This is a genomic window from Haloferula luteola, assembly GCF_014201715.1.
Classification (GTDB): domain Bacteria; phylum Verrucomicrobiota; class Verrucomicrobiia; order Verrucomicrobiales; family Akkermansiaceae; genus Haloferula; species Haloferula luteola.
This window is the reverse complement of the sequence record NZ_JACHFD010000003.1, coordinates 112813-124631: the sequence shown is the minus strand read 5'-3', so window position 1 is coordinate 124631 and position 11819 is coordinate 112813. Positions and strand designations below refer to the sequence as shown.

The 11819-nt window shown below is 60.1% G+C and carries 12 protein-coding genes; 3 read left to right on the top strand and 9 right to left on the bottom strand.

What is annotated here, in order from left to right:
* Window positions 1-11 precede the first annotated feature (11 nt).
* From ilvN to proC, 7 genes are all read right to left on the bottom strand, one after another.
* Entirely contained in the window at window positions 12-548 is a 537-nt protein-coding gene (gene ilvN / locus HNR46_RS03990; RefSeq protein WP_343076010.1) for an acetolactate synthase small subunit, read from the bottom strand.
* Between the two features lie 42 nt (window positions 549-590).
* Window positions 591-2318 carry a biosynthetic-type acetolactate synthase large subunit gene (ilvB, locus tag HNR46_RS03985; RefSeq protein WP_184016034.1) on the bottom strand — a complete coding sequence of 576 codons (1728 nt, stop codon included), beginning with the start codon at window positions 2316-2318 and terminating at the stop codon, window positions 591-593.
* Between the two features lie 147 nt (window positions 2319-2465).
* Window positions 2466-3389, bottom strand: coding sequence for a sugar phosphate isomerase/epimerase family protein (locus HNR46_RS03980; RefSeq protein ID WP_184016032.1), 924 nt, complete (start codon window positions 3387-3389; stop codon window positions 2466-2468).
* A gap of 52 nt (window positions 3390-3441) precedes the next feature.
* The gene (rsmI, locus tag HNR46_RS03975) at window positions 3442-4107 is read right to left on the bottom strand and encodes a 16S rRNA (cytidine(1402)-2'-O)-methyltransferase (protein ID WP_184016030.1); all 666 of its coding nucleotides are present in this window, start codon (window positions 4105-4107) and stop codon (window positions 3442-3444) included.
* Window positions 4108-4148: 41 nt separating this feature from the next.
* Window positions 4149-4652, bottom strand: a complete 504-nt coding sequence (gene lptE, locus HNR46_RS03970) for an LPS assembly lipoprotein LptE (protein WP_184016028.1) — start codon at window positions 4650-4652, stop codon at window positions 4149-4151.
* Window positions 4653-4673: 21 nt separating this feature from the next.
* Window positions 4674-5600: a tetratricopeptide repeat protein gene (locus HNR46_RS03965; protein ID WP_184016025.1), complete on the bottom strand. Its 927-nt coding sequence runs from the start codon at window positions 5598-5600 to the stop codon at window positions 4674-4676.
* Between the two features lie 43 nt (window positions 5601-5643).
* Complete coding sequence (gene proC, locus HNR46_RS03960; protein ID WP_184016023.1) at window positions 5644-6444, bottom strand: pyrroline-5-carboxylate reductase; 801 nt, start codon at window positions 6442-6444, stop codon at window positions 5644-5646.
* Between the two features lie 87 nt (window positions 6445-6531).
* Here proC and HNR46_RS03955 point away from each other — a divergent pair, with 87 nt between their 5' ends.
* A complete protein-coding gene (locus HNR46_RS03955) occupies window positions 6532-8193 on the top strand; it encodes a tetratricopeptide repeat protein (RefSeq protein ID WP_184016021.1) in 1662 nt (553 codons plus the stop codon).
* Here the strand turns inward: HNR46_RS03955 and HNR46_RS03950 are convergent, their stop codons facing one another.
* Both HNR46_RS03950 and HNR46_RS03945 read right to left on the bottom strand, forming a co-directional pair.
* Window positions 8194-9423 (bottom strand): 4-hydroxy-3-methylbut-2-enyl diphosphate reductase, encoded by a 1230-nt coding sequence (locus HNR46_RS03950; protein ID WP_343076009.1) that lies wholly within the window; start codon window positions 9421-9423, stop codon window positions 8194-8196.
* Between the two features lie 57 nt (window positions 9424-9480).
* Window positions 9481-10182 (bottom strand): TMEM164-related integral membrane acyltransferase, encoded by a 702-nt coding sequence (locus HNR46_RS03945; RefSeq protein WP_184016019.1) that lies wholly within the window; start codon window positions 10180-10182, stop codon window positions 9481-9483.
* Window positions 10183-10339: 157 nt separating this feature from the next.
* On the opposite strand from HNR46_RS03945, the gene rlmB reads away from it, so the two are divergent.
* Window positions 10340-10858 carry a 23S rRNA (guanosine(2251)-2'-O)-methyltransferase RlmB gene (gene rlmB / locus HNR46_RS03940; protein WP_343076015.1) on the top strand — a complete coding sequence of 173 codons (519 nt, stop codon included), beginning with the start codon at window positions 10340-10342 and terminating at the stop codon, window positions 10856-10858.
* The gene (locus HNR46_RS03935) at window positions 10855-11658 is read left to right on the top strand and encodes a metallophosphoesterase family protein (protein ID WP_184016015.1); all 804 of its coding nucleotides are present in this window, start codon (window positions 10855-10857) and stop codon (window positions 11656-11658) included. The genes rlmB and HNR46_RS03935 overlap by 4 nt, the downstream gene beginning before the upstream one ends.
* The last annotated feature ends 161 nt before the right edge of the window (window positions 11659-11819 follow it).

The following is an 11819-nucleotide window of genomic DNA, read 5'->3' as shown; positions in this document are numbered from 1 at the left end:
AGATCTCAGTTTTAAGTCGGCTGCTCGCCGCGGGCCATGACGACCTTGCCGGTGCGGACGGTCTCGATGATCTCAAATTGAGAGAACATCGTGATGGCCGCATCGATTTTCGGGCTGTCGCCCGTGATCATGACGATCATCGAGCTGGGCGTGAGGTCGACGGTTTTACCGGAGAAATGCTCGGTGATCTGGAGGGCTTGGGAGCGCTCTGAAGGGGAGCATTTGATTTTCACCATGCACAATTCGCGGGTCACGGCGTCGTCCGAGTTGTGCTCGGAACAATGAATGACGTCGATCAGCTTGCTGACTTGCTTGATGATTTGCTCAAGGCCTTGGGGGTCGCCTGAGATGCCGATGGTCATGCGCGAGAAGCGCTGAGAGCGGCCTTGCGAGACCACGAGGGAATCGATGTTGAAGCCACGGCGGGCAAAGACCTGGCAAATGCGCATCAGCACGCCGGCCTTGTTGTTGACGAAAACGGAGAGGGTGTGGGTTCCCGCGCCGAGATCTTCAGTCGCGGGAGTGTCGGAAATGACGGAGGTGCTCACGGAGTGATTCAGGTTGGAAGGTTGGAAATTCAAGAGAACGGATCACGTGGAACCCGTGGGCTTGGCGAGCTTGCGCTTAGGTGGCTCGGTGAGCATGTCCTCGAGGGCGGCGCCTGCGGGGATCATCGGGAACACGTTGTCGGTCTTGACGCATTCGGCGTGGATCAGAATGGGGCCATCGTTGTAGGCGAGGGCTTTCTTGATCATGCGGGTGACATCGGCCGGGCGCTTGATATTGACGCTGGGGATGCCGTAAGCGGATGCGAGTTTGCAGAAGTCGGGGTTGCCGTGGAGATCCACGCCGGATTCCCGGTTCTCGAAGAACAGCTCCTGCCACTGGCGCACCATGCCGAGGTAGTGGTTGTTGAGGACCACAATCTTGATGGGCAGCTTATGAATGGCGGCCGTCGCGAGTTCGAAAAGAGTCATTTGGAAACCGCCGTCACCGGAGATGGAGATGACCGTTTTTTCCGGGCAGGCAAGCTGTGCGCCGATGGCGGCCGGGAAGCCGAAGCCCATCGTGCCGGCTCCTCCAGACGACACCCATTCGTAGGGGCGATCGTTGAGGAAGAACTGGGCGGCCCACATCTGGTGCTGGCCGACGTCGGTGGTGACGATGGCTTTGCCTTCGGTTTGCTTATAGAGTTCTTCGATGACTTGCTGCATGCGCAGCCCGCCTTGCTTCTTGTAGCTGAGCGGAAACTTCTTCTTGTAGCCTTGGATGGTGGAAATCCACTCGGTGGTGTCGAGTTGACTGACCCGTTTGTTGAGTTCGATGAGAGCGGCTTTCGCGTCGCCGATGATCTGCACATGGGGAGTGATCATCTTTCCCATTTCGGCGGGATCGATGTCGATGTGGATGATCTTGGCGTGGGCACCGAATTTATCTGCTTGGCCGATGATACGGTCGTCGAAACGGGAGCCGATGTTCAGGATGAGGTCGGCCTCGACCATGCCTTTGTTGGCATAGGCGGTGCCGTGCATGCCGAGCATGCCGAGGGAGAGCTTGTGAGTCTCCGGGAAAACGCCCTTGCCCAGAAGGGTATTGGTCACGGGGGCTTGAAGCGTCTCGGCGAGCTTCATCAGTTCTTCTCCGGCGCGAGAGATCATGGCTCCCTGACCGGCCAAAATGATCGGACGGCGAGAGTGAGCCAGCAATTGCACGGCCTCATCGACGGCGGAAAGGTCGATCTGGAAAGCGCGCTCCGGATGATAGCCGGGAAGATCGAGTTCCGGTTCCAGGTCGCCGGAGAAGGGGGCCTGAGAAATGTTCTTCGGAATATCGATGAGCACAGGACCGGGGCGGCCTGTGGTGGCGATGTGATAAGCCTCGCGAGCGACCTTGGGAAGGTCGTTGGTGTTCTTGACGAGGTAGTTGTGTTTCACCACCGGGGTGGTGATGCCGAAAATGTCGGCTTCTTGGAATGCGTCCTTGCCGAGCATCCAGGAAACGGTTTGACCGCAGAGCACGATCATGGGCACGGAGTCCATTTGCGCGGTCATCAAGCCGGTGATGGTATTGCCGGCACCAGGGCCGGAAGTGACCAACACGGCGGCCGGCCGACCGGTTGCCCGGGCATAGCCGTCGGCCATGTGGACAGCGCCTTGTTCGTGGCGGACGAGGATGAACTTCATCTTCGTCTTGACCGTTTCGAGGGCATCAAAGATCGGGATCGCGGCCCCTCCGGAGTATCCGAAGATGTATTCGATGCCGAGTTCGTCGAGGGTCTTGATCAGCGCTTGGGCGCCGTCGAGTTGTTCCTTACTCATGGGAAAAATGCGGTTCGCGGCTCAAAGTGGACAGTTGAGCTGTGATCGCAATCCAAAAATTGAGAAAAAGACGACAACTTGGTCGATTGTGTTGCTCGGTCTGGTGAAAGTTGGGGTTTTTCGGGGTAACTTGGGTGGTGATCCTCTTTATCGGTCTGGAAATTTGTGTTTCCAGACTGCGAGTGACTCGCGGATCTCCTCCGAACGGCGAGTGGGAGAGAGTTCCCAGGTCAGGGGGCAGCCTTGAGGGAAGAATGGCAGGAGTTCGGAGTAGTCGAGCTCCCCGGTGAATGGGACGCGGTGATCGCGGGCGGGCCATTGGACATCGTGGACGTGGCCGCCATAGAGGTAGGGGGAAACGTGAGAGAGCCATTCGACATGGTCGAGCAAACCCAGGTTGTGCTTCAATTGAACGTGGCCGAAGTCGTGCCAATAGCTGACGTGAGGGTGGTCTTTGAAATGTTCCTGCAGTTGGAGCATTTCCCGTTCGGTGGGCATGTCCTCGAAGCGGGAGCGCGACTCAATGGCGAGCATGAGATCGAGTTCGCGCGCCATTTCAGCAATGGCCTCAAGGGCGTGGATCGCACGGTGGTAATAGAGAGGGGCGATCTTCTCGCGCTTTTTCACGAAGGCGATGCGTTCTTTGGCGAACTGAGGGGTATCGCGCTGGCCCTCGGCCACCATCGAGGTGAGACGTTTGGTCCACTTCTTGGGGTTGAGCGGGACGGATCCCATGTGGAGGACGACGTAACGAGCCTTGAATTGGGCGGCGAGATCGAGGGTGCGGCGGGTCATTTCCATGGCCCGTTGGCGGTCGAAGAGACGGTGGGAGGTGTATTCGTAAGCGTCGGGGGCATCGATCATGACTTCCACGGGGGACGGGAAGTAGTTGTGCACGCCGAGGCAGGTGAAGCGGCCATCTTCGAAGGCTTTTTTGATGCCGGGGAGCTTGGTGACGGTCATGCCATGCGAGAGCTCCAATTCGGTGAAGCCGAGATCGAGGATTTCATCGATCATGGCTTCGCCGTCTGTGTGGCGGGAATTGTTCCAGCAGGTGGAGAAAGCAGGCATGGGAAGATGGGATCAGGGATCGCCGCTCCGAGGAAAATGGAGGGGCAAAGGGTCAGCGACCAGCGATGAGAAAGACGATTTCGCCCTTGGGCGGGTGGGCCTGGAAATGGGTGAGCAGCTCCGCAGCGGTGCCACGATGGTAGGTCTCGAACTTTTTGGTGAGTTCACGAGCCACGCAGCAGCGCGCTTCTGGGTGAGCGGCAGCCAGGACTTCGAGGGTCGAGGTGAGGCGATGGGGGCTTTCGAAAAACAAAGTGGTGCCCTCAGTTTCGAGGGCGCCCTGCATGGCGGTTAGGCGTTTGCCCTTTTTCACCGAGAGAAACCCCAGGAAGTGGAAAGCGTGGCAGGGAAAGCCTGAACCGATGAGCGCGGTGAGGACGGCGGAGGGACCGGGCAAAACCTGATAGGAAAGGTCTTCCTGAAGGCAGGCTTGGATGAGTCGGTATCCGGGATCGGAGACCCCGGGCATGCCGGCGTCCGAGATGACAGCGATGTTTTCGCCGAGGCGAGCGGCGGCTAGAAGTTCCGGGATGCGCCGGGTCTCATTGTGCTCGTGGAGAGAGACCAAGGGCTTGCCGGTCACGCCAAGGTGGGCAAGGAGAGGTGCGGAATGGCGAGTATCTTCGCAGGCGATTCGGTCGGCGGTCTTGAGCACCTCGATGGCGCGCAAAGTGATGTCGTCACGGTTGCCGATCGGGGTGGGAACAAAGGAAATCATGGGTGCGGGGAAGCTGGCGGGCCGAAGGGGGCCTGCTCTTCCTAGTAGCCGTTGGCGAGCCGGGAAACCATCGTGATGCTGGCACGCTCGAGGGCGTCAGGCAGGGAATTGGTGCGAGCGGTCTGCAGGTTGGAATCGACAAACAGGCGGGAGGTCCCGGAAGAGGTTCCCGAGGCGAGGATGTCGAAGGGGGGCTTGGTATCCCGCAGGATCCACAGGATGGCGACTCGATTCTGAATTTCCAAGGGTCGAAGGGTATCGAGCGGGGTGGAGCGGATTTGGGTGTACTCGATTTCTGAGACAGTGCCTTCCAGGACGGCGTCGGCGTTTTCGCGAGTGCCGATGCGGTAGGTGCCATCGCTCACCAAGGCGTCGACCGCGGCAGAGGTGGCAAGGGCCTCGGCGCGGGGCTGCAAGGTGTCGTTTTTGAACATCGGCACAGCGATGCTGCGAACGTTCTCAAGCGACTTCGGCTTGGCGCCGTTGAGACTGTAGCCCGCGCAGGAGGCGAGGACGAGGGCGAGAAAGGAAGCGAGGAGGCGCATGGTGAAAGGGCGGTGTGGGCGTCATTGACCGCCAAGGGCGGAGAGTCGGGCTTGAGCCTTGTCGTGAAGGGCGCCGGACTTGGACCGGCGGATGACTTCCTGGTAGTAGAACTTGGCGGAAGCGGCATCGCCCTTCTTCTCGTAGAAGCTGGCGATGTCGAAGGTGTTTTGAAGGTCGCGCCCGCCGATGCTGGAGAGGAGCTTTCGGGCTTCGGCATTGCGGCGATGGCCGGGGAATTGGCTGAGGTAATCGCGCAGGGCGTCTTCAGCTCGATCCAGGTTGGCTTGGTCCTGATTGCCATCGCGGGCTTCTGAGAGGAGAACTTCGCCGATGCGGAATTGGGCTTCGGGAGCCTCCGCGTAGCTCGGGTATTCGACCACGACATGCCGGTAGGCGCTGACGGCTTCGTCGATTTTGTCATCACCTGCCAGAAGTTCGGCGATTTTGAAGGAGGCTTTGGAGGCAGTGGTCGAGCGTGGGGCGTTGGATGCGACCTTCTTCAGCATCTCGATGACCTTGTTGGCGGCGAGCTTGGATTTGAGTCCGAGGAAGCTCGATTTGATTCCACCATCGGCTGCGGAAAAGGCCATTTCCGTTTGGCGCTGGAAGGCCTGGCGATAGAGCCCACTTCCTTGATAGCGGACGATGAGTTCCTGATAGGCATCGAAGGCATCCAAGGTTTCGCCGCTTTCGTCGAGCAGCTTCGCCTGGCGGAATCGTGCTTCGGGAGCTTTATCGGAGAGGGCGATCTTGTCGGCGATTTCGTCGTAGAGCTTGATGGCCTTTTTGGTCTTTCCGGCCTGTTCGGCGGCCTGGGCCTGGGCAAAAAGGGCGTCAGCGCGTTGGTTATTGCCCGAACTCGCACTGATCATGGGGGGCAAGTCGGCATCATTTCCGCAGGAGGCGAAAAGGGCAACGAGGGGAAGGAGGGCGAAGCTCAAACGCATGGCGGGAAGCTATAAGGTTGGAATGAGGAGCGGAAAGCGAAAATCAGGATCGGCCGAGTTCCTGAGAGCGGCGGGTGGCGGCAGTGACGGCCTCGATCAGCGCGGAACGGAGGCCTCGGGCTTCCAATTCGGCGATGCCGGCGATGGTCGTGCCTGCGGGCGAGGTGACTTGATCCTTGAGCTGTCCCGGGTGGAGGCCGGTTTCAAGCACCATGGTGGCGGCGCCGCGAAGCGTGCGTGCAGCGAGCTCGAGGGCGATATCGCGTGGCAAGCCGGAACGGACGCCGCCGTCGGCGAGGGCTTCGATCATCAGAAAAACAAATGCTGGCCCGCTGCCGGAGAGCCCGGTGACGGCATCGAGCAAAGGTTCGGCAAGGGAATGAGCGCTGCCGACGGCGCCGAGCAAATCGTGAGCCGTTTGCCGATCGGCTTCGGTGGCGTTTTTCGAGCAGGCGAAGCCCGCGGCCCCTTCTCCGACGAGGGCAGGGGTATTGGGCATGCAGCGGATGTGGCGCCAACCGCTGGGGGCGTGTTGGCCCAGCCATTCGAGCGTGAGACCGGCGGCGACTGAGATCAGCAATCCCTCCGTGGTGGCTGACTCGCGCAGGGCGGATAGGGCTGCGGCGGCTTGCTGGGGTTTGGTACAAAGGAGAAGCGTATCGCACCCAGCAAGGTCTTTGAGCGAGGCCGCGGCAAGGCTGCCAGTCGCGGTGGCAAAAGCATCGCGAGCCGCGGGGTGGGGATCGAAGCCGATCACTTGATCCGCGCCGAGTGCGCCTGCGCGAACGGCGCCGGCGACCAGTGCGGTGCCCATTTTTCCACATCCAATGACTCCGAGCTTCATGCGCGGGAGGTTAGAGCGGTCAGGACGCGGCGGGCGAGTGTTCATTTTGCTTGGAGGAGCGGGGGGCATCGCCGCATCGTCCGGCCCATGAGATTTGCCTGGATGGCTTGCTTGATGGTTGGCGCCGTGGTGGCCGAGGAAGTACCTGCGATGCCTGAGGTGGCGGCGTTGATTGCCCCCCAGGTGGCGGCTCTACCGGATCCCGCTCCGCCCGCTGTGAAGGGAGGGGTGAAAATGACCATCACTGCTCTGAACCGAGAGGTGCAGCAGGCGGTATGTGATGGCCTGACGTGCCTCCATGCGGGTTGGGATTTCGAGGCCTATCGTCATTTTGTGAAGGCCCTGGAAGGGGATCCCGATTGCCTGATGGCCCACTGGGGGGTGGGGTTGGCCTTGCTGCATGGCAGTGATGATTTCAGTGAAGAACGGGAAGCGGCCCTCAATCGCATACTCGGCTTGGTGGACCGTGGGGTGGGCACGGATTTGGAACATCGCTATGTTTTTGGCCTGACAAAGTTGATTCAGGAAGGTGCCCGGGAAGCCTCGGCGGTATTTGCCAGCGCGGCGGAGGAGTATCCGAACGATCCCCAGTTGGGTTTGTTGCAGGCTTTGTTGGGGCGGGGCGGTTACGACATCATGGGCGACGTCACTCCGGATCAAGAGCGGTCGGAAGCGGTCGTAAGAGAGTTGATTGTGAAGCACCCAGAGCTGTCCTATTTGCGCTATGCATTGTTGGCGATGCGGGCCGAAGCACCTGATTTGGAGAAGGATCTGGAAATGGCACGAGGGTTGACGATGGAGTCGCCGGAATTTCCACCGTATTTCCATTTACTTGGTCATTTTGAATGGCGCAGTGGGCATCATCAGGAGGCCCAACAGGCCTTCGGCTGGGCGGCGGACGCATATTCGGAGTGGATGGAATCAACGGGTCTGGGAGCTCTGGATTGCCCCGGTTGGACCAAAGCGGAGTCTTACCGAGCCGTCGCGCTGGCGAGCAAGGGCGACTACGAGACCGCGTTGGCCGCCGCCAAGGCTCTGGCAGGGGTGAAAGTGCCGGTGGATCGGGCGACTTCGGACGGGGCTCGGATGCTCTTGTGGGAAGGCAAAACTCTTCCCGCGCGAATCCTGATGCGCCGGGGGCGACAGGAAGATTTGGAGGAGGCGAGGAAGCTCCTTCCTTCGGTGGAGGAAACCAAGGGGCTACGCGATCACACCTTGGCGGTGTGGTCGTTCCAGGCTTTTTCGACGGCGGTCGGAGCCCAGCTCGCGATGCAGCAAGGCGATCAGGAGGCGGCGGGCGTTCTGGTGCAGGATTTCACGCGATTGGGTTCGACCTTCGTGGAAACCCGTCAAGTGGCTGCTGCCCGAGGGGAGCAGTCGCACTGGATCCGTTGCTTCCATGCGATGGAAGAGATGTCCGGGGAACTGACCGGATTGTTGGCGATGTCCGGGCCTGAAGGGAGCCGAGGTTCGGCCTACAATTGGTTTCTTTCCGCGCGGGATCACCAGCGGCGTGCCTCCGTGATGATGCCTCCGATGGTGCTCACCCCGATGGGAGTCAGACTTAGCGACTATCTTTCGTCTGAAGAAAAGTGGGACAAGGCATTAGAAGCCTTGGAAACGGGGTTGACGAGCTATCCGAACGACGTCGAGCTTCTTCAGCGTCTGGTCACCGTAGCGGAAAAGGCCGATCAACCCGAGAGGTCGGCTGAGGCCCAAGCGATCTTGAAAGGATTGGCAGGAAGTTGATCAGGCGGTGCGCACCGCGGCTTCGTCGATGCCGCGGAGCGAAAACACCTTGAGGATGGTGTCTTCGATCAGGTTATTGGGGCAGGAGGCTCCGGCCGTGATTCCAACGGTCAGGGGCCCATCTCCCAAGACCGATGCTGGGTAGGCGCTGGAGATCTCGGACTTCTGGTGGAGATCGAAGTGGACGACCTCTTCAAGGTCTTTCAGGCAGGAGGCGTTGCGGATAAAAAAGGTCGGAAGTTCCTGTTCTGCGATCTCCACGAGGTGGGTGGTGTTCGAGCTGTTGTAGCCGCCCACGACCAGCATGAGGTCCATCGGCTTTTTGAGCATTTCGAAGAGGGCATCCTGCCGTTCCTGGGTCGCACCGCAGATGGTGTCGAAAACGACGAAGTTTTCGTCCGAGCCATCGCGATCTTGAACGGCTTTTTTGACGCGGCGCTGAATCTCTTCGGTTTCGCTTTTGAGCATGGTCGTCTGGTTGGCCACGCCGACGCGGACGAGGTGCCGATCGGGATCGAATCCCGGAGAAAGGGCTGAGCCAAAGCGCTCGAAAAAGGCAGCGCGGTCACCGCCCTCACGAAGGTAGCGACAGAGGAAATCGGTGTCGTCGAGGGTCAAAACCATGACGTAGTGGCCGGTGCCGTCGTCCCCCAAAGCACGGGAAGCGGTCGCTTGCGTTTCCTCGTGTCCGGCTTTGCCATGGATGATGGAGGTCATGCCTTCCTTCGCGTAGGTGCGGACGCGGCGCCAGACTTTCATCACGTCACCACAGGTGGTATCGACGACGTAGCAGCCACGCTCCGCGAGCTTGTCCATAAAGTGAGTGGGGGCTCCGAAGGCAGGCACGATGACGACATCCTCAGGGGTGAGGGCATCGTAATCCTCGCTGAGTTGTTTCCACGGCAGGGAGACGATTCCCATGTCGGAAAGTTGGCGATTGACCTCCGGATTGTGGATGATTTCGCCAATGAGGAAGATGCGCTGTTCCGGAAATACTTTGCGGGCGGCGTAGGCGAGGTCGATGGCGCGCTCGACGCCGTAGCAGAAGCCGAATTGTTGGGCGAGCCGGATGGTGGTATTGCCGAGGGTCAGCTCGCCGCCGTGAGTGCGGATTTTCTCGACGATGGACGAGCGATAATGGGCTTCGACCTCCTCAGTGACGACTTTCATCACATCGGGGCGTCGGACATTGACTCGCTTGCGTTGTTCGTTTCCTGCGGGCTGGGGCACGGCGGGACATTCAGGCAGGCCGCGGCTTGTGGCAAGAGGCAAGGGGCGCGGGGGGCATCATGGGGAGCCACGATGACCCTTTCGAACCGGGAGGGACAGCAGGGCGAAAAGCACCAGTGCGATGATCTCCAACCAAATGATATAGTAGGGGTGGGGGCCGAGGTGATCGAGAAGGGACGGCGTCGTCGGCTTGGCGGCAAGGAAGCCGAAATTGGTGCCCAGCAGGCCATTGGCGAGGACTGCGAAGACCACATAGACGTTGAGCCAGGCAAAGGCCTTGAGAGGCTCATGCCACCAGGGTTCGGCGAGCCGCCATCCCTCGGCTGCAGGGAAATAGACGGCCGCGGCAATCACCGAAAAATGTTGGAGAAAGAAGGCGATGGCCACCGGGTGGGGTGGGGCAAAGTCGAGAGCCGGTGTGGCGATTCCCTGAAGGGTTCCAGCCAAGCCCCAGAAGTAGGTCAGGAGGATGAGCGTGCGACGGCGAGTGATGAGCGCAAATCCGGCGATAAAGGAGGCGATATCACAAAGGTGAAAGGGAACCAGGTTGTCGAGCGAGACCTCGCTAGGAACCTGTGACCACGCCCATTGGGACACCGCGTAGCTGCCGAGGGTGATGAAGGTGAGGAGGGCTCGGGCGACTCGCTCGGGAGTGCCCCGTCGTCGTCCGGCCACGACGCATATAGCGATGGCGATGAAGCCTCCCAGGGCGATAAGTCCATGCTGGAGGGAGAAGGGGATGAAGCGCTCGTCGGTCACTTCGGGCAAGCCTCCAGCCTCAGGTGAAAAGTTTCAAGTTCCGCGACGGGCAATCGGCTTGCGGCGAGGGCATGGGCATTTCCATGCTGCGGGCGTGAAACCAAAACGCCCGGGGCGCGAAGCCCGCGAAAACCGCCACGTCAAACCTGCCACGGAGATCGTCGTGCCTTCGATGGTTGAGGAGGAGTTGATGCGCATTGTGGCAGAGACTCCGGTGCCCTTCCTGTTGGTTCTCGACTGCGTGCAGGATCCACACAATCTCGGTGCGATTCTCCGAACCGCGGATGGTGCTGGGGTGCACGCGGTGATCGCCCCCAAGGACAAACAGGTCGCGATTACGGAAACGGTGCGTCGGATCTCGGTGGGGGCCGCCGATCATGTGCCGTTTGTTCAGGTGACGAATCTCGCCCGGACGATGGAGCGGCTCAAAGATGCCGGAGTGTGGTTTGTGGGGACTTCCGACCGGGCGGAGAAGTCCTTGTATGAATTGGATTTGAAGGGGCCGCTGGCCTTGGTGATGGGGGCGGAGGAAAAAGGGATGCGCCGGTTGACTGAGGAGAATTGTGATTTCCTCGCGCGCTTGCCCATGGCGGGTCAGGTCGAGTGCCTGAACGTTTCGGTCTCGGCCGGGGTGTGCTTGTATGAAGCAGTTCGGCAACGTCTTCCAGAAGCATGAGAGAACCGGTGCGCATTTTAAGCGATCTTCATCTCGGGCATCCGGCGTCGAAGATTCAATCGGTGGAACAGCTCCGGCCCCTATTGGAAGGGGTCGCGACGGTGGTCTTCAATGGCGACACCTGGCAGGAGCTTGCCAAAGTGTTTCGGCCGCGGGCGGAGGCCCTACTGGATGATTTGCAAGGGCTCTGTGCCGATCTGGGAGTGGAGACGGTATTTCTTTCTGGGAATCACGATCCAGGTTGGTCGGGAAAGGGTTGGGTGGAATGGTGCGAGGGTCGCATCGTGGCCTGCCACGGCGATGCCGTGATGTGGGGCGGCTCACCTTGGAGTCGTGAAGCGTTTGCCCGCATGGAGCAGTTGAAAGTCCTATGGGCAGAGCATCAAGAAGCGAAGCATGATGCCACCGCCCGACTCATGTTGGCTCGGGAAATCGCACGGACGCTCAAGCCTCCTGGGATCCCCAAGGGCCGCACGATTTTTCGTCGCGCACTGGATGCGGTGAATCCACCGCGTCGCGCGTTGGAAATTCTTCGGGTCTGGGCCTGCCAAGCGGATGAAGCGGCGAAGTTTGCCGAAACGTATTTTCCACGGGCTGAGGTGTTGGTGATTGGGCATTTTCATCATCACGGAATTTGGCATCGCCGAGGAAAGTTGGTCATCAATACCGGGGCCTACCTGAATCCCCACGGCGCTCGCTGGGTGGAGTGGAGGAACGGCATGTTGTCTTGTGGACGAGTGGAAGAAGGCGAAGTCTTTCGCTTGGGACCGAGCGATGGCGTCTGGCGGTTGGGAAGCTGATGGGCGGTGCTCAAAATTCGAAACAAGGCGCCGTAGCCGATGGCGTTGGCCATGGCTCGGTCAGGCCGTGACGAGGAAATGAAGACCCTGATCGCTTGCCCGCGCCTCGTGGCGACCGAGATTTACAGGAATACGACGGAGTCAGGATTCGTTCTCTTGAT

Bases quoted from the DNA above. Each gene is read 5' to 3' on its own strand.
- ilvB (WP_184016034.1), bottom strand. From the start codon at position 2,318: ATGAGTAAGGAACAACTCGACGGCGCCCAAGCGCTGATCAAGACCCTC.
- HNR46_RS03980 (WP_184016032.1), bottom strand. From the start codon at position 3,389: ATGCCTGCTTTCTCCACCTGCTGGAACAATTCCCGCCACACAGACGGC.
- rsmI (WP_184016030.1), bottom strand. From the start codon at position 4,107: ATGATTTCCTTTGTTCCCACCCCGATCGGCAACCGTGACGACATCACT.
- lptE (WP_184016028.1), bottom strand. From the start codon at position 4,652: ATGCGCCTCCTCGCTTCCTTTCTCGCCCTCGTCCTCGCCTCCTGCGCG.
- HNR46_RS03965 (WP_184016025.1), bottom strand. From the start codon at position 5,600: ATGCGTTTGAGCTTCGCCCTCCTTCCCCTCGTTGCCCTTTTCGCCTCC.
- proC (WP_184016023.1), bottom strand. From the start codon at position 6,444: ATGAAGCTCGGAGTCATTGGATGTGGAAAAATGGGCACCGCACTGGTC.
- HNR46_RS03955 (WP_184016021.1), top strand. From the start codon at position 6,532: ATGAGATTTGCCTGGATGGCTTGCTTGATGGTTGGCGCCGTGGTGGCC.
- HNR46_RS03935 (WP_184016015.1), top strand. From the start codon at position 10,855: ATGAGAGAACCGGTGCGCATTTTAAGCGATCTTCATCTCGGGCATCCG.